Below are 20,917 nucleotides of genomic sequence, written 5' to 3' on the forward strand. Positions count from 1 at the left end.
GCGCACCGCGCCGCGACGGTCCCCCGGGCGCGCAGGGGATGGGAGCGCCCCACCGGCGCCCCCGGACCGGGCGGCGGCGGGTCCTTCTCGAACGACGGAGTTGGTCGATCGACCAAGACTGTGCCAGGATGAGAGCGCCGGCCGGTCGGCCGGCGCCCCTGTCCCCCGTCCCGAGGAACACCTGTGAGTCCGCTCCGTCGCTGGTCCGCCCTCGCGGTGCTGGCGCTGCCGGTCCTGCTCATCAGCATCGACATGACCGTGCTCGGTTTCGCCGTGCCGGCCCTGACCACCGACCTGGGCCCGACGTCGACCGAGCTGCTGTGGATCGTCGACATCTACTCCTTCCTGCTGGCCGGCCTGCTCGTGCTGATGGGCAACCTCGGCGACCGCATCGGCCGCCGCCGGCTGCTCGTGGCCGGCGCCGCCGCGTTCGGGGGCGCCTCGCTGGTCGCGGCCTTCTCGACGACGGCGGAGGTGCTCATCGCGGCCCGGGCGCTGCTCGGGCTCGGCGGGGCCACGCTGATGCCCTCGACGCTGGCACTGCTGCGTTCGGTCTTCCCCGACGCCCGGGAGCGACGCCTGGCCATCGCCGTCTGGGCGGCCGCGTTCTCCGGCGGCGCCGCCCTCGGCCCGATCATCGGGGGGCTCCTGCTCGAGCACTTCTGGTGGGGCTCGGTGTTCCTGGTGAACGCCCCGGTCATGGTCCTGCTGCTCATCGGCGCTCCGCTGCTGCTGCCCGAGTCGCGCAACCCGCGACCCGGCCCGTTCGACGCGCTGTCCGCCGTGCTGTCGATCGCGGGTGTGCTGCCGCTGGTCTACGCCCTCAAGACCGCCGCGCACGACGGCGTCAGCGTGCCGGTCCTCGTCGGCCTCGCGGCCGGCCTCGGGCTGCTGTGGACCTTCGTGCGCCGGCAGCGCCGGCTGGCCGAGCCGCTGCTGGACCTGCGGCTGTTCGGCTCCCGCGCGTTCTCCGTCGCGGTGACGACGAACCTGCTCACCGTCTTCGCCCTGCTCGGGCTGATGTTCTTCCTGCCGCAGTACCTGATGCTCGTGCTCGGCATGAGCCCGCTGGTCGCCGGCCTGTGGATGCTGCCGCTCGCCGGAGCGACCGTGGCCGGGTCACTCGCCGCCCCGTGGCTGGCCCGCGCCCTGCCGCTGCGGTGGGTCATCGGCGGCGGCATGGCGCTGGCCGCGACCGGGCTGGCGGCCGGCACGCTGCTCGGGGTCGACGGCAACCGGGTCGTCCTGGTCGCGGTCGGCCTGCTCATCGGCACCGGCGTCGGAGCCGCGGAGGCGCTGACCAACGACGTCATCCTCGCCACGGCGCCGCCCGAGCGGGCCGGTGCCGCCGCCTCGGTCTCCGAGACCGCCTACGAGTTCGGCGGCGCCATGGGGACGGCGGTGCTGGGCACCGTCGGCCTGTCGGTCTACGCGGCGCACCTCGGCGCCGTCGACGGCGTGCCCGCGCAGGACGCCGAGGCCGCCCGGGAGACCCTCGGCGGCGCCGCGGAGGTCGCGGCAGGGCTACCGGTGGAGACCGCCGCGGCCTTCCTGACCGAGGCCGGGCAGGCGTTCGTGACCGGCATGCACGTGGTGCTGCTGATCGCCGCCGTGCTGGCGGCGTACGTGGCGGTGCAGGCCGTCGTCCTGCTGCGCGACAGCCGGGGAGCCGGTGTCGCGCCGGCCGACCGGCCGGCGCCGGAGCCGGCGACGGCGGCCCGGTGACCAGCGGAAGGCGCGCGCACCTGCCCGTCGAGCAGCGCCGGGCCCAGCTCGTCGCGGCCGCCATGCGGGTGATGCAGCGCGAGGGTGCCTGGTCGCTCACCACGCGGGCGGTCGCGAAGGAGGCCGGCGTGCCACTCGGAGCCGTGCACTACGCGTTCGGCTCCAAGACCGAGCTGGTGCGGGCCGTCTTCCAGGCCGACCGCGACCGGTCCACCGCCCTGCTCCGGCGAGCGGTGGAGGCCGGGGGCTCCCCCGCGGAGATCCTGACCCGCGCCCTCGCCGGCTACGTCGACAGCGTCATCGCCGACCCCGGCGCCGAGATCGTGCTCCAGGAGCTGACGATGATGGGCGGCCGGGACGACGACCTGCGGGCCGCGGCGCGGGAGTCCACCGAGCAGTACCGCGGCGACGTCCTCGACCTGCTGCACCGCGTGGCCGAGGCATCCGGCGGCACCTGGTCCGGCGACGTCGAGGTGCTGGCGGAGTCGGTGCTCGGCCTGCTCTTCGGGGCGTCGGTGAACTGGCTGTGCACCGGCGACGACGACCTCTTCCGCCGGTGTGTCACCGATGCCGCGCAGACCCTCGCCGCTCGCCTGACGGGCGGTGCACCCGCCCCGAGGTGAGTCAGCTGCCCACGACGGACCGACCGGCCCGGCCGCGGCGACCGACACGTCCCTGGTCAACTCCACGTGCTCGTCGACGCGAGAGTGCGGCCGATGCCGAGCGCGGCAGCGCGGACACCGGGCGCGTAACTGCGGACGGCGGCCGGGGAACTCCCGCGGACGACGATGGACAGTGCGGCCACGACGGCGCCGCGGACCTCGATCGGCGCGGCAACGGAGACGGCGTCCTCGGTCACCTGCCGATCGCTGACGGCCATCCCACTGCGGCGCACCTCGGCGAGGACCCGGCGCAGCTGCCGCGCATCGGTGATGGTGTGTTGCGTGTAGGCCGTCAGGGGGCCGGCCAGGACGTGCTCCTGCACCTCGGCCGGGGCGTGCGCGAGCAGGACCAGACCGACGCCGGTGGGCGGCAGCGTGAAACGGCCGCCGACCTGGGTGAGGACGCTGACCGCGTCACGGCCGGCGATCCGCTCGACGAAGACGACCTCGTCGCCGTCCCGGACGGCCAGCTGCACGTTCTGGTGGGTGACCTCGTAGAGGTCACCCATGAACGGCAGCGCGGCCTCCCGCAGTCCGAGCGCCGGCGGCGCAAGAGCGCCCAGTTCCCAGATCCGCAGTCCGATGCGGAACCGGCCGTCCGCGTCCCGCTCGAGCGCTCCCCACCGTGTCAGCTCCCCGACCAGCCGGTGCGCGGTCGACAGCGGGACGCCGACGGTCCGGGCGATCTCGGACAGGGTCAGCGTCGGCCGCTCCCTGCTGAAGGCCGCGAGGACGGCGAGCAGCTTGCCACCCGCCGTCCTCCGGGCCCTCGGCGGTCCGGCACGGAGGGAACTGGTCACGGGACGTCGATGGTGACGACCCCCGGCTGCCCGTCGGCGCCGGACAGCCCGCCGGTCCGGGCGCTGACGACACGGGAGACGCAGCACTGCAACCGGTCGCCCGCCCGGTGCTGCTCGTCGCTGAGGAAGACGTCACGGTGGTCGATGACGCCCTCGACGCCGAGCACCTTGACCTCGCAGAGGCCGCACTCGCCGCGGCGGCAGTCGAACATCATGTCCGCGCCGCACGCCTCCAGCGCCTCGAGCATCGACACGTCGTGCGGCACCAGGGTCTCCAGCCCCAGCCGCGGGATCCGCACGGTGAACGCCTCGGGGGCGAACCGGCCGCTGCTGCCGAACGTCTCGAAGCGCAGGTCCGCCGGGCGCCGCCCGGCCTGGGCCCAGGCGGCCTTGATCGCGTCGAGCATGGGCGTGGGACCGCAGACGTACAGCTCCCCGCCGTCCGGGACGCCGGCGACGAGGTCGGCGACGTCGAGGGAGCCGCCCTCGTCGTCGATCCGCAGGTCGAGGCGGTCGCCGTGCTCGGGGACCAGCTCGTCGAGGAACGCCATCAGGTCCCGCGACCGGGCGCCGTAGACGAAGCGGTAGTCCGCGCCGCGGGCCTTGAGCGCCTTGCCCATGGCCACCAGGGCGGTGATGCCGATGCCTCCGGCGGCCAGGACGTAGCCGGGCCTGCCGTAGTTGAGCGGGAAGTTCTGCAGCGGCTGGGTGATCGACACCTCCTGTCCGCGCCGCAGGTTGTGCATGTACGCCGAGCCACCCCGGCTCTGCCGGGCCAGCTGCACACCGAGGACCAGCTCGGTGCCGTAGCCGCTCATGCCCACGACGGAGTACGAACGGACGTCGGCGCGACCGTTGACGTAGACCCCGATGTCGATGTGGCTGCCGGGGGGCGCGGGCGCCTCGAGCCGCTCGGGCTCGAGGACGATCCGCCGGACGTGCTGGGCGACCTCGCGGACGTCGATCACCCGCGCCCTCCGCCACCGCTTGGCGCTCGTGGCTGCCATGTCGACCGCTCCCGCTACAGCCCGCGGCCCATGAGGCCGGCCGTGGGCTGCTCCCGGTGCCGGGCCACCCCGCCGGCCACCTCCGCTGCCTGACCGGTTCCGCCGTCGCCCGGCGGCTCGGCGTTGGCCGCGCCGGTGACCTCGGCCATCGCGGCGGCGGCGTGCCCGGCCTCGTCGCTCACCGCACCGACGTCCGAACCGAGCTCGGCGTCGATCATGCGTTGCACGATGCGGCGGGTCCACATGCTGCCCGCGTCGATGTTGAGGTTGTAGAAGTCGTAGTCGAGGTTGGCCTCGATCCCCCGCTGCTGGGCCTCGAGCATCTGCTCGTCCTCGAAGAAGACGTTGGACACGCCCTCGCGCAGCCGGGTGGTGATCACCTGCTTGTCCAGACACCAGTCGCGGGCGAAGGCCCACAGGTAGTGGCAGGTGTTGTCGGTCTCCGGCGTCATCGTGTTGATCACCGTGCCGGTGACCCCCTGGCTGCGGTCGCCCTCGGGTGCACCGGTACCCGCCTTGGCCACGCCGACGTCGATCGCGATGGTCGACGGCGCGGTGTAGTTGATGATCTGCCAGCGGTCGACCGGCCCCTCGTAGTCGGGGAAGCGGTCCTGCAGGTTGCGCTTCCAGAACGGCGGCGGGTCGATCCCGAGCATCCACTTGGTCACCGTCACCGTCCGGTCGGTGTGGGTCACGGTGAACTCCGACTCCGACAGCGCGTCGTGGCCGATGCTCGACCCGTGCACGAACTGCTCGTGGGTGAGGTCCATGAGGTTGTCGACGATCAGCTGGTAGCTGCAGTTGACGCGGATGGTCTTGCCGTCGCCGGCCCAGTCGGGGTGCTCGTTCCAGTACAGGTCGGGCACCAGCGCGGGGTCGGCCAGCGCCGGGTCGCCCGGCCAGATCCACACGTAGCGGTGCCGCTCCACCACCGGGAAGGAGTGCACAGTGGCGCTGGGGTTGATCGTCTCCTGCGCCGGCATGAACGTGGCCCGGCCGTCGGGGTCGTAGCAGATGCCGTGGTAGCCGCACATGATCTCGTCGTCGCCGCGCAGCTTGCCCATCGACAAGGGCGCCAGCCGGTGCCAGCAGGCGTCGGCCAGCGCGACCGGACGACCGCCGGTGGTCCGGTAGAGGACGACCGGCCGGTTGGCGATCGTCGTGGGCAGCAGGTTGCGCCCCACCTCGTGGTCCCACGCCGCCGCGTACCAGGCGTTGAGCGGGAACGAGCGGAACGCGGCGTGTCCGGTCGGGCGGCCGATGGAGGCGGGTGAGGTCGAACCGGTCATGTTCGGGGTCCCTTCGAAGTTCTCGGACGGGTCGGGGAGACGTTCAGGCGGGGATGGGGTCCTCGTGGTGGGCCGGTGCCTCCCGGACCATCGCGTAGAGGAAGAAGGAGACGATCATGATTCCGGCGGCGAGGTAGACCCCCGGAGCCCAGCTGCCGGTCGCGTCGCGGAGGATGCCGCTGACCACCGGGCTGAGCACGGCGCCGATCTCCGAGACGAGGTTGAGCATGCCGAAGGCCGAGCCGCGCTCGCTGGCGGGCACCAGGTCGCCGGTCATGCCCTGCACGATCGGCTGCAGCGCGTTGAAGAACACCCCGGAGCTGAACAGCAGCAGCCCGAGGAGGGCCAGCGAGGGCAGCTGGTCACCCTCCCCGCCGGAGATGCTCCAGCCGAAGAGGAGCACGAGCACCGAGTAGACGGCGGTGCAGACCAGGGCGAGTGGCTTGCGGCCGCGGCCGCGGCGGACGGCGCGGTCGGCGAGCCAGCCGCCGACGGGGAAGCCGAGGATCCCGGCACCGGCGTTGAAGGCGGCGGTCAGCGCGGCGGCCAGCAGGCTGCTCTCCGCTGCCTCGCGGACGATCTGCACCGACCAGAAGCTGAAGAACCACAGGTTCCACAGGATCGCGATGTAGGCGATGTAGATCAGCCACATGTTCCGGTTGAGCAGGGCCGCGCCGCGACCGGACTGCTTGACGCTGCGCACGATGATCGCGATGTACACCAGCGCGATGACCGACGCGATGGTCGCGGTCAGCCACTCCGGCCACTGGAACGTCTCGGCCATCAGGAAGAGGCCGACGATGACCAGGAAGGTCGGCGTGGAGAACAGCAGCAGCCGCAGGAACGGCGGCCCCAGCCGCAGCGCCCCACCGAGCTTCGACCGGAAGAAGACGAACGCCACCGCCGCGACCACGAACGTGAACGCGGCGAACACGAAGAACGGCAGTCGCCAGGCACCGTCGCCCATCCCCAGCGACTCGCCCCAGGCGATCAGCAGCGGCGTGGCGATGATCCCGACCGTCAGGCCGATGGACAGGCCGGTGATCACGATGCCCAGACCGAGCGTCCGCTGGGCCGCCGGGGTGTGCGTGATGATCAAGGTGCGGTCGTTGGAGTAGAACACCCCCTCCCCCAGGCCGGTCAGCACGCGGGCCGCGACGAACGCCACGAGCCCGGCCACCAGGCCGGAGACGATGGTCAGGACGCCGGCCGCCAACAGCGAGACGATGATCATCTCGCGGTGACCGAACCGGTCGCCGAGCCGCCCGCCCGGGTACTGGGTGAGCATGTAGCCCAGGAAGAACATCGAGCCGACCAGGCCACCCACCGTCGCCGGGTTGGCCGCGTCCCCGATGAACCCCGACTCGTTCTGGATCATCCAGGCGATGACCGGGCCGGTGACCGTACGGTCCGCGTAGCTGACCACCCAGCCGAGTAACAGCACCGCCCACAAGGCCCGGTAGGGGGCGACCGGCCGGTCGTCGCGACCGGCGTCGAGCAGCTGCTCCTCCCGGGCGGTGTCGCTCTCGGAGCTCCCTGACGCCATGCCTCGCTCCTTCGTGAGGGGCGTCGCCGACGATCGGCGACTGACGCTGGAAGCGTGACGGAGGTCACCGCCCGGGGCATACCGCGCTTCCACGTGACGGAAGACAGATCCGGCCGCATCTCCGAGATGGGCCCCCTCGACGACTCCACGCACGGACGCCGACGAGGACGTCACCGGCCGGGCCGGCGACGTCCTCGTCCGTGCCATCCGCGGCGGCCGGGAGAGCGGCGTCGGCGTCGAACTGGGCGTAGGAGGCCCGGGGACGGTCGCCGACCCGTTCGCGGCCCCGGTCCAGGCGTTCGTCATGCCCTGACGACGGCGGCGACCCGGGCCTGCCCATCCGATGGGTTGCGTGCGGCAGGCGCTGGGCTGGCCCCTCAGCACTCCCCGGTCGTGCCGCAGCGGGCTCGGTGCCCGGACGATCGCGCGGGCGGAGCAGCATCCGCTCCGCCGCGCGAACGGTCGGTCACCTCGGCGTGGACCGTCTCGGGGCGCAGATCAGATGGAGATGCCGACGAGCTTGGTGTCGAGGTACTCGTCGATGCCCTCGTAGCCGCCCTCGCGTCCCAGCCCGCTGGCCTTGACCCCGCCGAAGGGTGCCGCGGCGGACGTCGGGTTGATGTCGTTGACGCCGACCATCCCGAAGCGCAGCTTCTCGGTGACCCGGATCGCCGTCGACAGGTCGTTGGTGTATACGTACGCCGCGAGGCCGTACTCGGTGTCGTTCGCGCGGGCGACGACCTCGTCCTCGTCCTCGAACGGGGTGACCGCGGCGATGGGCCCGAAGGTCTCCTCGCGGGAGACGAGCATCTCCGGCGTCACGTCGGCCAGCAGCGTCGGCGCGAAGAAGGTCGTGCCGTCCAGCCCGTCGACCTGCACGCGCTCGCCTCCCGCCACGACCCGGGCGCCCTTGGTGCGCGCGTCGACGACCTGGGCCTCCATCTTGGCCACGGCGGGCTCGTCGATCAGCGGGCCGATCGAGACACCGTCGTGGTCACCCCTCCCCACCCGCAGCGCCGCGATGCGCTGCTCCAGCGTCGCGACGAAGGTGTCGTAGATCGAGCGGTGGACGTAGATGCGGTTGGGGCTGATGCACGCCTGACCGGTGTTGAGGAACTTCACCAGCGCTGCCCCCTTGGCCGCACGCACCGGATCGGCGTCGGGGAAGACGATGAACGGTGCGTGGCCGCCCAGTTCCACGGACACCCGCTTCAGCGTGGCGCCGGCCTTCGCCGCAAGCATCTTCCCGACCGCGGTCGAGCCGGTGAAGGTCAGCTTCCGGACCACCGGGGACTCCAACAGCGTGTCGCCGACCTCCGCTGCGTGCGTGGTGGTGACCATGTTGACCACACCGGCGGGGACACCTGCGTCGGCGAGCAGCTGCACCGTCGCGACCGCGCACAGGGGGGTCTGGTCGGCGGGCTTGAGCACCGAGGTGCAACCGGCCGCGATGGCCGGCGCGAGCTTGCGGGTCAGCATGGAGATCGGGTAGTTCCACGGAGTGATGGCCGCGACCACGCCGACCGGCTGGCGCATCGTCACGAACCGCTGGTCGGCGCGGGCCGAGGGGATCGTGACCCCGCCGATGCGCTTGGCCTCCTCGGCGAACCACGCCAGGAAGTCCGCGGCGTACGCCACCTCGTTCATCGAGGCCTTGAGCGGCTTGCCCTGCTCCCGGGTCATCAGCGCGGCCAGCTCTCTCCTGCGCTCCCGCATGAGCGTGTCCGCCCTCGCGAGGACGGCCGCCCGCTGGTACGCCGTCGTGCCCGACCAGGCCGGCAGCGCACGGTCAGCAGCGGCGATCGCCGCCTCGGTGTCGGCCCGACCGCCGTCTGCAGCCTGCCCGATGACCTCGCCCGTGGCCGGGTCCGTGACGGCGAAGGTCGCACCCCCGTCCGCCGGACGCCACTGCCCGTCGACGTAGATCGTGCGTCCTGGGTCCTGTGTCATGGCGCCTTCCTCACTGGCTGATCGGTCTCGGGGTCTGGGGAGCCGGGGCCGCGGAGCCACCGCGCCGCAGGAGCGATGGTGTCATCCGTGGGACGGAGCAGGACACGGCGACGGGAACGCCTCCGCCGACGTCACCAGGAGCGGGTCGACGTCGCGCGGCGGGCGTCGACGGGTCCACCCGGGGACGGTCTCGAGCTGGACAGCTCCGGCGGTCGACCCCGCCGCCTCGGTGTGGTGGCGACGATCAGGGCCCCGTCTGCACCCTCTTCCGCCCCGTGCGGGGCTGACGCAGGTCGGGTGCAGCAGCCGGGATGGCCGGGAGCCCGGCACCGTTCGGGGTCAGGCCTCGCCTCCGGCCGTGGACGACTTGATCTCCGTGGTGGCGCGCTCGATCTCCCGGCGCAGGTCGCGGCGGCGTCCGGCCGCGGCGTGCCGGCGACGCTCGTCCGGGGTCCGCGGCCGCCAGGGCGGGACCTCCACGGGGCGTCCGTCCGCACCCAGGGCGACCATCGTGAAGTAGCAGCTGTTGGTGTGCCGGACCACCTGGCGGACCAGGTCCTCCGTCGTCACCCGGACCCCGATCTCCATCGACGTGCGGCCGGTGCGGTTGACCGACGCCTGGAAGGTCACCAGCTCGCCGACGTGGACGGGTTCCCGGAAGACCACCTGGTCGACCGACAACGTCACCGCGTAGGTCTTGGCGTACCGGGTGGCACACGTGTACGCGACCTGGTCGAGGTACTTCAGCAACGTGCCGCCGTGGACGTTCCCCGAGAAGTTCGACATGTCAGGGGTCATCAGGATCGTCATGGCGAGCCGATGGAGGTCGTCGGTCGCCCCGTCGCGGGCCGGGTCCGTCGCGAACGCGTCGTCCGTCTGCACGGTCACTGTCCTCCCAGGGGGATCCTCGTCGCCGGACGGATGGTCCCGCCCGGCCCACCCGTCCTCATCCGCAACCCGTCGCGCCGAGTCTCCCGGAGGCTGCGGACGCCATGGAGCGGGCGACGTACGGCAGGACGCCACCGTGGCGGAGGTACGACGCCTCCCGAGCCGTGTCCACGCGGACCACGGCCGGGAAGCTGATCGTGGCCCCCATGTCCGACCGCGCGTGGACGACGACGCGCCGGGGCCGGTCGTGCTGCGTCAGGTGTGCCAGTCCGCGGACGTCGTAGGTCTCCCGGCCGGACAGGCCGAGGCTCGCCACGCCGTCCCCCTCCAGGAACTGCAGCGGGAGGACACCCATCCCGATCAGGTTGGCGCGGTGGATCCGCTCGAAGCTCTCGGCGAGGACCGCCCGGACGCCGAGCAGCGCCGTCCCCTTCGCCGCCCAGTCGCGGGACGAGCCGGTGCCGTACTCCTCGCCCGCGAGGACCAGCAGCGGTGTACCGGCGGCGCGGTAGTGCTCCGCCGCCGCGAACACCGTCTTCTCGCGGCCGTCGAGGTGGTCGAGGGTCCAGCCGCCCCGCCGGTGCGGCACGAGTGCGTTGCGCAGCCGCTGGTTGCCGAACGCGCCGCGCAGCATCACCTCGTGGTTGCCCCGCCGGGAGGCGTAGGTGTTGAGGTCGGTCTCACCCCGCTCCCGCAGGAACTCCCCGGCCGGACTGTCCGCGGGGATGCGCCCGGCGGGGCAGATGTGGTCCGTCGTGATGGAGTCCCCGAGCACGGCCAGGGCGCGGGCGCCGGTGATGTCCCCGACCGGCTCCGGAGTCGCTGGGAGGTCGTCGAGGAACGGTGGGCGGCGGACGTAGGTCGAGTCCGGGTCCCAGTCGAAGGTGGCCCCTCCCCCGGCCGGCAACTCCGCCCAGCGCTCCTCGCCGGTGAAGACGTCGGCGTAGCGCGCGGCGAACATGGCGGGGTCGAGGTTCCCCCGGACGACCTCCTCGATCTCGGCGTCCGGAGGCCACAGATCATCCAGGTACACCGGCCGTCCGGTCCGGTCGACGCCGAGCGGCTCGTGCAGCAGGTCGACGTCCATCGAGCCCGCCAGGGCGTAGGCGACGACCAGAGGGGGTGAGGCCAGGTAGTTGAGCGAGACGTCGTTGTTGATGCGCCCGTCGAAGTTGCGGTTGCCGGAGAGCACCGCGGCGACCAGCAGGTCGCGCTCGGCGACCGCCTCGCTCACCTCCGGGGTCAGCGGGCCGGAGTTCCCGATGCAGGTCGTGCAGCCGTAGCCGACGGTGTGGAAGCCGAGCTGCTCGAGCGGGCGGTCCAGCCCGGCACGCTGCAGGTAGTCGGTGACGACCTTGGAGCCGGGGGCCAGGCTCGTCTTCACCCAGGGCCTGGTCGCCAGCCCGGCGGCCACGGCGTTCCGCGCGAGCAAACCGGCGGCGACCATCACCGAGGGGTTGGACGTGTTCGTGCACGACGTGATGGCGGCGATGGCGACGGCTCCGTGGTCGAGCCCGGGCTCCTGCGCCCGCAGCTCGGCGACCGCGGCGAGGGCCGGCGGGTCACTGGCCGGGAAGGACTCGCGACCGTCCTCGTCCACGGCGTCGCCGGCGGCCTCCGGCGACCGGTCGGCGAGCAGCTCGGCCAGCGTGCTCCGGAACCGGCTGCGCGCGCTGGCCAGCGGGATCCTGTCCTGCGGACGACGCGGCCCGGCCAGCGACGGCTCGACGGTCGAGAGGTCCAGCCGGAGCAGGTCGTCGAAGCGCAGCCGCGCCGCCGGGTCGTGCCAGAGTCCCTGCTCCTTGGCGTAGCGCTCGACCGCCGCGACGTGGTCGGCGTCCCGGCCGGTGAACCGCAGGTAGTCGACCGTCACCCGGTCGATGGGGAAGATCGCGCAGGTCGAGCCGAACTCCGGGCTCATGTTGGCGAGGGTCGCACGGTCGGCGAGCGGGACGGCGCCGACCGACGGCCCGGTGAACTCCACGAAGCTGCCGACGACGCCGTGGGCCCGCAGCAGCTCGGCGATGGTCAGGACCAGGTCGGTCGCGGTCACGCCGGGACGGCGCTCCCCGATCAGCTCCAGACCGACGACCGGGGGGATGAGGGTGGCCACCGGCAGGCCGAGCATCGCCGCCTCCGCCTCGATGCCGCCGACACCCCACCCCAGCACCCCGAGACCGTTGATCATCGTGGTGTGGGAGTCGGTGCCGACGAGCGTGTCCGGGAAGGCGTGCCCGTCGCGCAGGACCACGACGTCGGCGAGGTGCTCGAGGTTGATCTGGTGCATGATCCCGGTCCCCGGGGGGACGACGGCCAGCCGGTGGAACTGCTGCTGACCCCACTTGAGGAAGCGGTAGCGCTCCCCGTGACGCGCGTACTCCCGTGCCACGTTGAGCGCCATCGCGTCCGGGCGGCCGAAGACGTCGGTGACGACCGAGTGGTCGACCGTGAGCTCCGCCGGGATCACCGGGTCCACCACCGCGGGATCCCCGCCCAGGTCGCGCACCGCCTCGCGCATCGCCGCCAGGTCCGCCAGGACGGGGACGCCGTTCGTGTCGTGGAGGAAGACCCGGGCCGGGGAGAACGACACCTCGTCCCCCGTGCCGGCCCCGCTCGCGAGGCGCTGGATGGCCGCGGCGGTTCCCGTTCCCCCGTCCTCGTGCCGGAGCAGGTTCTCCAGCACGATCTTCAGGGAGAAGGGCAGGTGCTCCGCGCCGGGGACGGCGTGCAGCGCCCACGTCTCGAACTCACCACAGCCCAGATCGAGGGTCCGTCGGGCATCGAAGCTGTCGAACGGTGCCATGCCCACCTCCTTCGCAGTCCCCCCTTATAGGCTACAGCCTGTGCACCCACGGTATCCTGGTCGCGGCACCTGGAGAGAGGAAGCCGGATGGCCACGCCGACGGCGCGACCCGCGCTGACCAAGGCGGACTACGCCTACAGCGAGGTCCGGGAACGGATCATGTCCGGCGCCCTGCCGCCCGGTGCGGTCGTGAGCCAGGAGGCCCTGGCGGCCCAGCTCGCCGTCAGCACCACGCCGCTGCGCGAGGCCATGCGCCGGCTCTCCTCGGAGGGACTGGTGGTCCTCGACGCCCACCGGGACGCGCGCGTCGCACCGCTGTCAGCGGCCGAGGCGCGCAGCCTGTTCGAGATCCGCCGGCAACTCGACCCGCTCGCCGTCCGGCTGGCCGCGGAGCGGCGCGACGACGACGACCAGCAGCGGATCCGTGAGTCCGCCGCGACGCTGGAGCCCCTGGACCCTGGCAGCGGCCTCGCCGCTCTCCAGGCGCACCGGGCGTTCCACACCGCCCTGTACCGGGCCAGCCACAACGACCTCCTGATCGGCCTGCTCGACGGTTTGTGGGACAAGGCCGACCGCTACCGCCGGGCGGCCCTGGAGGCGCGCGAGGACTCCCCCGACGACCGCGCCAGGGTGCGGGCCGAGCACCAGGCGGTGATGACCGCCGTGCTCGACGGCGACCCCGACGCCGCGGAGGAGCACATGCGCCGCCACGTGGTCAACAGTCTCGGGCGTCGGGCGATCGACGTCCTCACCGACGACTGACGGGAACTGCCCGGACCGGGCGCCGCCGTGCCGCCCCGGGCTGAGCGGCCGGTGCTCAGTCGCCGTGCGGCGCGGCTCGGTAGGCGCCGGCGGTGCCGCGACGGCCCGCCGGGCGGTGTGCGCGGGCCCGCTCGAGCTTCTCCTGGCGACGCGCGAAGACGACCGTCCCGACCAGGAAGAGCCCGGACAGGATGAGGACGACGGCGGTGAACGCGTTCACGAACGGCAGGTCCACGCCGGCCAGGGCGAGCACGCCGAGCACGACCAGCACCAGCGCGGCCAGCACCGCCCCGGCGGCTCGCCACGGACTCTTCGCGACCTCCTCGACGCCCTGCTGCGCCTTGTCCTTGGCGTAGTCCAGCGGCTTCTTCGCCCAGGAGAACCGCGTGGCCAGCAACGCCAGGCCGGCGGCGACCAGCACGAAGCCGGGCCCGGGCAGCACGAGCAACGCGACGCCGGCGAGGGTCAGCAGGCCACCGAGGACGGCGACGACAGCGGTCTTCACCGTTGAGTGGTGCCCAACTCACCGGGTGGTCATGCCGCACCGGCCGGGCACGTGTCCGACCCCACCTGTCACGTCGGTGGCAGGACTCGAGCCGGAGGACCGGTCGGGCTGCGCCGACGGCCCAGGCCGCGGCGGCGTGGGCCGGCGACGGCGAGGCCAGGGTCGGGGTCGGAGCACGTCGTCCGCCACAGGCCGACAGCACGCCCTCGGGAGCGGCACGTCGTCGCAGGGCCTCACCGCGTGCAGTAGCCCCGCGCGGCCAGCCCGTCCAGGATCATGGGCAGGGCAGCGGGGGTGTTCTGCCCCGTGGCGTCGTGCAGGAGCACGATGCTCCCCGGTCGCACACCCTGCAGCACCCGGTCCCGGATGGTCGTCGCCGGTGGATCCGCCCAGTCGCGGGGGTCGACCGTCCACAGCACCATCGTGTCCAGGCCGACGTCCCGGGCGGCCGCCTGGACGAGGTCGTTCGTGGCCCCGTACGGCGGGCGCCACTCGCTGGGAGCGTTCCCCGTGGCCAGCTCGATGGCCTGGTTGGTGCGCCGCAGCTGGGATGCCACCTGGGTCCGGTCCAGCGTGATGAGCTCCGGGTGGCTCCACGAGTGGTTCCCGATCCGGTGCCCCTCCTGGCTGGCGCGACGCACGAGGTCGGGTCGGGCAGTCGTCATCTCGCCGGTGACGAAGAACGTCGCCTCCGCGCCCCGGTCCGCCAGCGTGTCCAGGATGCGGGGTGTGGCGGTCGGGTGGGGCCCGTCGTCGAAGGTGAGCCGGACGTGGCCGGCTGCACACGGCTGCGGTGCCGATGCCGCCCGGGCCGGCGGAGCGAGCAGCACCAGCAGGAGTGCGCCGATGACCGACGCGATCCAGCGCTCCGGACCCGGGCTGACGACCGGGCAGGTCGATGCGCGACCCCGACGCATCCTGCGTGCTGACGGACCTGCGCCGGCTCGGGCGGAGTCCTGCGACCGGGCACCGGGAGACGTTGCGGGGGTGCGGCTCGGCTCACCGCGCGGGCAGGGTCGTCCAGGCGAGACCGCCGTGGTGGGGCTCACCGATCCCGCCGGCGTGCTCCCGCAACGCATCCCGGGTGTGGGCACAGGAACTCGCTTCCTCTGGGGACCTAGGCCCGGCTGAGTCGGCTGACCGCAGCCCGGGCCTCGGCCAGGTACTTCTTGTACGAGCCGTTGGTGTAGGCCACCCACGGCTTGAAGTTGCTGCCCTTGGCCGAGATCCGGTGGGCGGCGTTGGCGTTGCACTGGGCGTCGTAGGCACAGCTCTTGGAGACCGAGGGGTGCCAGCAGTTGTTGATCTGCCAGAGACCGCGGTCCACCGAGCCGTTCGGACAGCCCTTCGTTGGGCCGTTCGCGTTGTGTGCGTCCGGACGACAGGACGACTCCCCCATGCCCACCGCGACCGCGGTGACGAGCCTGTCCCCGCTGAAGCCGGCGCGGGAAGCGACCGTCGCGCACAGGTCTGCCGCTGCACTGGTCGAGGCGTCAGAGGCGGCCCTCGCCGGGGCCGGTACCGCGAGGGCGACGAGGGCGACGAGGGCGACGATGCCCAGGCGGATGGGTGGCACCGCCCGGACGGGACGGCGCATGCCGAGGACGTGCTGGTGCATGAGATCCTCCGAGCGCGCCTGCGGGATGAGCTGTCGGGTTCGGGCGGGAGGACTGCCCGGCCGTGGCGGTCACGGCTTCACCCCGAGGGCCACTGACGCGGCCCGGAGGTCTGCGATCTCCCGTTCCTGCCTCAGGGAAGTCGAGGTCGGTCGGGCCAGCGGCAGGATTCGGCGTGCTGCCAGACCGTCCCGCGGATGCGAGCGACCTGAACGTAGGTTGTGACGTGCGTCACAGCAAACGCTGCGGGGGTCGACGCGCGGTGGCCGCAGCGCCGTCACTCGTCCGGGTCGGGCGCGCACGGTGCGGAACTGCATCCCGGTCCTGCCGGTCGCGGCGCTCGTCCACCGGTCGGTGGACGGCGACCGGTTCGTCTCGACGACTCCGGCCACTGGGTCCTCTCGCGGGCGCCGGCTCGCGCCCTCGAGGGATCGCGGGCGGCACGCGGACCTGGCCGTGGCGGCCGCGCAGGCAGCGGGCTGCTCCGGGCCCACTCCTGTGGCAGGAGCGCGTTCGACGCTGGACGGAGGCCTCGTCCACGCACTGTGGGTCGTCGGCGACGAGCAGTTGCCCGCCACCGACCCGCAGGACATCGTGGACCGCCACGGACGCCGGCTGCAGCAGCTCATCGACCCCGCGGTGCAGGGGCGTCCGCCGTCGCGACCTGGACCGTCCCGGTCGGTGACTGGTTCGAGCCGCGACGGCGCTCGACCCCTGCGGTCGACGGGGTGCTCCACGACGAGGAAGGAGCGGCATGACCGTCCCTGGGACCGACCGGCCGGACGCACGAGCCGCCGCGGCCGGTCATCGGCACCGGCAGGTCACCGAGGACCTCCGCGAGGAGACCGGCTCGCTGCAGCAGGTGCTCGAGGGCATCGGCCCGCGGGAGTGGTCCACACCCACGCCTGCGGCCGGGTGGACCGTCCAGGACCAGGTCAACCACCTGGCGTACTTCGACGAGGCGACGGTGCTCGCGGTCACCGACCCGGAGCGCTTCCGGCGCGAGGCCGCCGAGCTGAGCGCGCCCGGGGATGACTTCCCCGACCGCCTGGTCCACAGCCAGCGGGACCTCGCGCCCGAGCAGACCGCCGCCTGGTTCGCCCGGGCACGCACGGCCCTCCTCGACCTCGCCGCCGATGCGTCCCCCGGCCTGCGCCTCCCCTGGTACGGGCCGGACATGGGCATCACCTCCGCCGTCACCGCACGGCTCATGGAGACGTGGGCCCACGGGCAGGACGTCGCCGACGCGCTGGGCGTCTCCCGGGCCCCCACCGACCGGCTGCGGCACATCGCCCACCTCGGCGTCGCCACCCGGGCGTTCAGCTTCCGGCTGCGCGGGCTGCCGGCGCCCGAGGACGACGTCGCCGTCGAGCTGATCGCGCCCAGCGGGGACGTGTGGCGGTGGGGCGACCCGGCCGCCGGGCAGCGCGTGACCGGCACCGCCCTGGACTTCTGCCTGGTCGTCACCCAGCGCCGGCACCCGTCCGACACGACGTTGTCGGTCACCGGGGACGTCGCCGCCCGGTGGATGACGCTGGCCCAGGCGTTCGCCGGGGTGCCCGGCCCCGGCCGGGAGCCCCTCACCTCCAGTCAGGAGGACCCCGGATGACCAGCGGATCGCCCGCCGCAGTGGGCGACGACCTGCCCTGGCAGCCTGGACCTTCCAGGCTCCGCTGGTCCGCCCACCTGGCCCGGTGGTCCGTCGTCGTCGGCCGCGTCCGCCGCAGCCTGGCCTGGGTCGATCCCCTGCCCAGCGGACCGTGGGCCCGTAGCCGCGAGGAGGCGCCGAAGTGGACCTGGATCTGCAAGCCCTGGTCGCCATCGACGTGCACGTGCACGTCGAGCAGGACCTGCACGGGCACCTGTCGATGGACGACGAACTGCTCGCCGCCGCCGCTGAGTACTTCAAGGGCGAGCCCTACCACCCGACCGTGCCGCAGATCGCCGAGGACTACCGGTCGAGGAACATGGCCGCCGTGGTCTTCACCGTCGACAGCGAGCTGACCACCGGGCACCCGACGCTGTCCAACGAGGAGATCGCCGAGTCGGCCGCGCAGCACCCCGACGTGCTCGTCCCCTTCGGCTCGATCGACCCCGCCCGTGGCACGGCCGGCATCCGCGCCGCTCGTCGGCTGGTCGAGCAGCACGGGATCCGCGGCTTCAAGTTCCACCCGTCCATCCAGGCCTTCGAGCCCGACGACCGCCGCCACTACCCGCTGTGGGCGGAACTGGAGTCCCTCGGCGTCCCGGCGTTGTTCCACACCGGACAGACGGGGATCGGGTCAGGACTGCCCGGGGGGCGCGGCATCAAGCTGCGCTACTCCGACCCGATGCTGCTCGACGACGTCGCCGCCGACTTCCCGGGTCTGACGATCATCATGGCCCACCCGTCCGTGCCGTGGCAGGACGCCGCGATCGCGGTGGCCCAGCACAAGGCCAACGTCTACATCGACCTGTCGGGCTGGTCGCCCAAGTACTTCCCGCCGCAGTTGGTCCGCGCTGCCAACACCTTCTTGAGGGAGAAGGTGCTGTTCGGCTCGGACTACCCGCTGATCCGCCCCGAGCGGTGGGTCAGGGACTTCGAGCAGCTGGAAATCCGCGACGAGGTCAAGCCGCTGATCATGAAGGAGAACGCCATCCGCGCGCTGGGCCTCCGCCGCACGTGACGGCAGTACAGAGGATCGCCGGCTGCGGCACCCCGACAAGGTGACCTGATGGGTGTCACGACCCCAGGCAGCGATCAGGGGCCGTTCCGGACGTGGGAACGCCCCCTGGCTGCTCTGTCGGGCCGACGGGATCTGGACCTGCGATCGCTCTCCAGAACTGCAGCGCCGAGAACTCTGCCCGGTGCCCCCGTGCCGACGAGGCCCGGACGACACCCATCCTCCTGAGGTCGGACCTCGCGTCACCTCCAGCGCAGGCCCGCCGGTGAAGACGGTGCCGAAGGTGGCACGTGAGGGACGATGGCCGACCCGCGCACCGGTGGTCAGATGGCCTCGACCCGTGGGTACTCCGGCCGCGCATCGCGGCGTGCACCTGCCGGACCGGGGTCGTGCAGCTCGACCCGGGCCAGGCCCTCGGCCGCCGCCTCGGCCACGGCGATGCCGACCGCGGCGGACAGCTGCCGCAGGCCGTCCACCGGCGGGAGCAGCGCGGACCCGGTGGTACCCGCGCCGGAGAGCCCGGCGACCGCGCAGGGGACGACGGGACGGGCCCGCTCCGTCGTCCCCTGCGCTCAGTGGTGGCTGCCCGAGGCGCGGCGCGTCGGCCTCGTCGGGGTCGGGTGGTCGGTGTCGGTGTGCTCGACGACGATCCCCTCGGCGTCCCCCTCGTAGGTCGTGCCGATCGCCGGGGCCTCGGCGAAGATCGGCGCCTCGTCGGGCTGCCCGCGCCGCGCGTTGAACAGCAGGGTGAGCAGGATGGCGGTGATCGCGACGGCGCTGATGCCCGAGTCGAGGATGACCTCGAACCAGCTCGGGAAGGGCTCGTAGAACTGATCTGCCGGGGGGCGAGCTCGAGCGCGGTGCCGACGATGAGCGGCACGGCCACCACCCCGGCGTACATGCTGAGCACGTGCCGCAGGCCGTAGGCCACCATCGGTCCGGGCGGCAGCACCTCGTCGACCGGGTGCACGCCCGTGTCGGCGGCACCGGCGGTCCCCTTCTTGATCCACAGCGCCATCGGTCTTCCTCCTCGGTCAACGGGTCGGTGCTGCTCACCAGCCCTGGCCGGGGTCGAAGGCCAGGCCGGGGGCGGGGGCGTCGTCACGGCGGACGGTCAGTTCCTGCAACCCGTAGGGCCGGTCGTCGGCGTGGAAGACCTCGCCTGCGTTCTCGATGCCGAAGCGGGCGAGGTCGTAGACGAAGTGGTGCTTGTTCGGGGCGGTCACACGGATCTCGGCGATCTCCGGCTGCTCCTCCAGCACGGCTGCGCCGCAGTCGAAGAGGGTCTGCTGGTGCGCCAGGCTGTGGTGGTTGCCGTAGGTCTCCAGCACCGTCTGCACGACCCGGTCGTGGGACTTGCCCCAGTCGACGTCCTCGCTGGTGTGCCACCACTGGGCGCGCAGCGAGGTCGCCATGAGGCGGTCGTGCGTGGGCGCCAGCGTCGTGAACCGGTCCTCGAGGAAGTCCGCGAACTCGGAGTCGGTGGTCTTCAGGATCCACAGGTCCTCGACCCCTGATACCACCCAGGTGGTCGAGCCGTCGTAGGTCACCGTCGCCGTGCGGACGAAGCGGCCGTCGCGGGTGAAGGCGTGCGGGTTGCCCAGCCGGGTCCACGGGTACATCTCGATGCGGACCCGCGCGTGCGTGATCGGCTCGGTGTCGTCGACGAAGTGACGGGCCAGCCGGATGCCGAACGACTCCGGCTGGGCGACGACGTCGTCCTCCTTCGCGAACGCGTAGACGGTGTTCTTCTGCGTGTCCGTGGGGAGCACCGGCGAGTTGTCCCCCGTGAGGTGCGGAGCGTCCTGCCCGCCCCAGAGCGCGACGCTGACGTCGTAGTCGACGATCTCGTGGGGGTCGCTGTCGCGGAACACCCGGACGACCCGGTTCTCCGCCTTGCCGTACTGGTTGTGGCCGAGGACGAATGCCATGGGGATCCACTCCATGTCTAGGAACCGCGGTAGGTGCAGAAGGCGTAGGGGCTGAGCAGGAGGGGGACGTGGTGGTGCCGGTCCTCGGCGACCGTGAAGGTCACCGCCACCTCGGGGTGGAAGCCGGTCCGCCCGGTGGCCGCGAAGTAGTCGCCCGTGGCGGAGACCAGGCGGTGGTCCCCGGGTCCAGGAAGCGCGGGTCGGGGACCACCTCCCCGTGCACCCGCAGCCGGGCGACCCCGCCGTCGGGGTGCATGCACAGGCGGACGTGGGTGAAGCGCTGCGGCTGGTCGACCGCGAAGGCGTTCCGGGTGTCACCGGCGGCCGGCGCGCGGGGCACCAGCGGCACCCACTCCGCGTCCTGCAGCTCCCCCGGTGAGGGGTGGCCCTCCACCGCGGCTCCCTCGACCGACACCTCCGGCGGGTGGTTGCCCGTGAGGAACGCCGTGTCGACGACGACGCCCCGCACCACGCCCGGCGCACCGAGGCTGACGATGGCGGAGTCGAAACCCGGCTCACGCCGCCGGCGGGTCTCCCACCCGTCGTAGACCTGGCCCTCGTGCCCGAAGGTGTACGTCGAGTACGAGGGCGCCTCCGGCTCGATCAGGTTCTCCCGCTCGGCGAAGCGCTCGTCGTTCGTGTGGACGACGCTGCCGCCCAGGCTCCGCGAGGCCAGGTCCGGCAGGCGGGTGAAGTCCTGTCCCGGTGCCGCACCGGCTCCGGAGCCCAGCACCGCGACGCCGGCCTGCTCCTGGACGTGGCTGGTCATC

General features: G+C 72.8%; 20 protein-coding genes and 1 riboswitch. Of the genes, 5 read left to right on the forward strand and 15 right to left on the reverse strand.

Annotated features, from left to right (window positions below; genetic code table 11):
- Positions 1–183: 183 nt before the first annotated feature.
- Entirely contained in the window at positions 184–1,725 is a 1,542-nt protein-coding gene (locus tag GOBS_RS13805) for an MFS transporter (RefSeq protein WP_012948885.1), read from the forward strand.
- Positions 1,722–2,348 carry a TetR/AcrR family transcriptional regulator gene (locus tag GOBS_RS13810; RefSeq protein WP_012948886.1) on the forward strand — a complete coding sequence of 209 codons (627 nt, stop codon included), beginning with the start codon at positions 1,722–1,724 and terminating at the stop codon, positions 2,346–2,348. Before GOBS_RS13805 ends, GOBS_RS13810 begins: the two co-directional genes overlap by 4 nt.
- Before the next feature lie 56 nt (positions 2,349–2,404).
- On the opposite strand, the gene GOBS_RS13815 is transcribed toward GOBS_RS13810, so the two are convergent.
- The 7 genes from GOBS_RS13815 to acnA form a co-directional block, all read right to left on the reverse strand.
- A complete protein-coding gene (locus GOBS_RS13815; protein WP_012948887.1) occupies positions 2,405–3,187 on the reverse strand; it encodes an IclR family transcriptional regulator in 783 nt (260 codons plus the stop codon).
- On the reverse strand, positions 3,184–4,194 hold the full coding sequence (locus GOBS_RS13820) for a PDR/VanB family oxidoreductase (RefSeq protein WP_012948888.1): 1,011 nt from the start codon (positions 4,192–4,194) through the stop codon (positions 3,184–3,186). The genes GOBS_RS13815 and GOBS_RS13820 overlap by 4 nt, the downstream gene beginning before the upstream one ends.
- A 14-nt stretch (positions 4,195–4,208) precedes the next feature.
- Entirely contained in the window at positions 4,209–5,483 is a 1,275-nt protein-coding gene (locus GOBS_RS13825; protein ID WP_012948889.1) for an aromatic ring-hydroxylating oxygenase subunit alpha, read from the reverse strand.
- A gap of 43 nt (positions 5,484–5,526) precedes the next feature.
- Entirely contained in the window at positions 5,527–7,029 is a 1,503-nt protein-coding gene (locus GOBS_RS13830) for an MFS transporter (RefSeq protein ID WP_012948890.1), read from the reverse strand.
- 498 nt (positions 7,030–7,527) lie between these two features.
- Positions 7,528–8,979: an NAD-dependent succinate-semialdehyde dehydrogenase gene (locus GOBS_RS13835; protein WP_012948891.1), complete on the reverse strand. Its 1,452-nt coding sequence runs from the start codon at positions 8,977–8,979 to the stop codon at positions 7,528–7,530.
- 339 nt (positions 8,980–9,318) lie between these two features.
- Positions 9,319–9,861: an acyl-CoA thioesterase gene (locus GOBS_RS13840; RefSeq protein WP_012948892.1), complete on the reverse strand. Its 543-nt coding sequence runs from the start codon at positions 9,859–9,861 to the stop codon at positions 9,319–9,321.
- 64 nt (positions 9,862–9,925) lie between these two features.
- The gene (acnA, locus tag GOBS_RS13845; RefSeq protein ID WP_012948893.1) at positions 9,926–12,670 is read right to left on the reverse strand and encodes an aconitate hydratase AcnA; all 2,745 of its coding nucleotides are present in this window, start codon (positions 12,668–12,670) and stop codon (positions 9,926–9,928) included.
- Positions 12,671–12,757: 87 nt separating this feature from the next.
- Between acnA and GOBS_RS13850 the strand changes: the two genes are divergently transcribed.
- Complete coding sequence (locus GOBS_RS13850; protein ID WP_012948894.1) at positions 12,758–13,432, forward strand: GntR family transcriptional regulator; 675 nt, start codon at positions 12,758–12,760, stop codon at positions 13,430–13,432.
- A 55-nt stretch (positions 13,433–13,487) separates the two neighbouring features.
- Here GOBS_RS13850 and GOBS_RS13855 read toward each other — a convergent pair whose 3' ends face one another.
- The 3 genes from GOBS_RS13855 to GOBS_RS13865 all read right to left on the reverse strand — a co-directional run bounded on the left by GOBS_RS13855 (position 13,488) and on the right by GOBS_RS13865 (position 15,555).
- Positions 13,488–13,937, reverse strand: a complete 450-nt coding sequence (locus tag GOBS_RS13855) for a PGPGW domain-containing protein (protein WP_012948895.1) — start codon at positions 13,935–13,937, stop codon at positions 13,488–13,490.
- A gap of 233 nt (positions 13,938–14,170) precedes the next feature.
- On the reverse strand, positions 14,171–14,854 hold the full coding sequence (locus tag GOBS_RS13860) for a polysaccharide deacetylase family protein (RefSeq protein ID WP_012948896.1): 684 nt from the start codon (positions 14,852–14,854) through the stop codon (positions 14,171–14,173).
- A gap of 200 nt (positions 14,855–15,054) precedes the next feature.
- Positions 15,055–15,555: a peptidoglycan binding domain-containing protein gene (locus GOBS_RS13865; protein ID WP_012948897.1), complete on the reverse strand. Its 501-nt coding sequence runs from the start codon at positions 15,553–15,555 to the stop codon at positions 15,055–15,057.
- Between the two features lies 1 nt (position 15,556).
- A riboswitch (cyclic di-AMP (ydaO/yuaA leader) is annotated at positions 15,557–15,739 on the reverse strand.
- 568 nt (positions 15,740–16,307) lie between these two features.
- Between GOBS_RS13865 and GOBS_RS13870 the strand changes: the two genes are divergently transcribed.
- Together GOBS_RS13870 and GOBS_RS13875 are read left to right on the forward strand one after the other, a co-directional pair.
- Positions 16,308–17,162, forward strand: coding sequence for a TIGR03084 family metal-binding protein (locus GOBS_RS13870; RefSeq protein ID WP_012948898.1), 855 nt, complete (start codon positions 16,308–16,310; stop codon positions 17,160–17,162).
- Positions 17,163–17,343: 181 nt separating this feature from the next.
- The gene (locus GOBS_RS13875; RefSeq protein ID WP_012948899.1) at positions 17,344–18,219 is read left to right on the forward strand and encodes a 4-hydroxyphenyl-beta-ketoacyl-CoA hydrolase; all 876 of its coding nucleotides are present in this window, start codon (positions 17,344–17,346) and stop codon (positions 18,217–18,219) included.
- Between the two features lie 320 nt (positions 18,220–18,539).
- Here GOBS_RS13875 and GOBS_RS27470 read toward each other — a convergent pair whose 3' ends face one another.
- The 5 genes from GOBS_RS27470 to GOBS_RS13890 form a co-directional block, all read right to left on the reverse strand.
- Positions 18,540–18,692 carry a hypothetical protein gene (locus GOBS_RS27470; protein WP_166487391.1) on the reverse strand — a complete coding sequence of 51 codons (153 nt, stop codon included), beginning with the start codon at positions 18,690–18,692 and terminating at the stop codon, positions 18,540–18,542.
- 96 nt (positions 18,693–18,788) lie between these two features.
- Positions 18,789–19,226 carry a hypothetical protein gene (locus GOBS_RS27475; RefSeq protein ID WP_166487392.1) on the reverse strand — a complete coding sequence of 146 codons (438 nt, stop codon included), beginning with the start codon at positions 19,224–19,226 and terminating at the stop codon, positions 18,789–18,791.
- 42 nt (positions 19,227–19,268) lie between these two features.
- Positions 19,269–20,147, reverse strand: coding sequence for a factor-independent urate hydroxylase (gene pucL / locus GOBS_RS13880; protein ID WP_012948901.1), 879 nt, complete (start codon positions 20,145–20,147; stop codon positions 19,269–19,271).
- A gap of 17 nt (positions 20,148–20,164) precedes the next feature.
- On the reverse strand, positions 20,165–20,317 hold the full coding sequence (locus GOBS_RS28190) for a hydroxyisourate hydrolase (RefSeq protein WP_208104505.1): 153 nt from the start codon (positions 20,315–20,317) through the stop codon (positions 20,165–20,167).
- Positions 20,248–20,916, reverse strand: coding sequence for an allantoicase (locus tag GOBS_RS13890; protein ID WP_012948902.1), 669 nt, complete (start codon positions 20,914–20,916; stop codon positions 20,248–20,250). Before GOBS_RS13890 ends, GOBS_RS28190 begins: the two co-directional genes overlap by 70 nt.
- Position 20,917 lies beyond the last annotated feature (1 nt).

This window comes from Geodermatophilus obscurus DSM 43160 (assembly GCF_000025345.1).
Lineage (GTDB): Bacteria > Actinomycetota > Actinomycetes > Mycobacteriales > Geodermatophilaceae > Geodermatophilus > Geodermatophilus obscurus.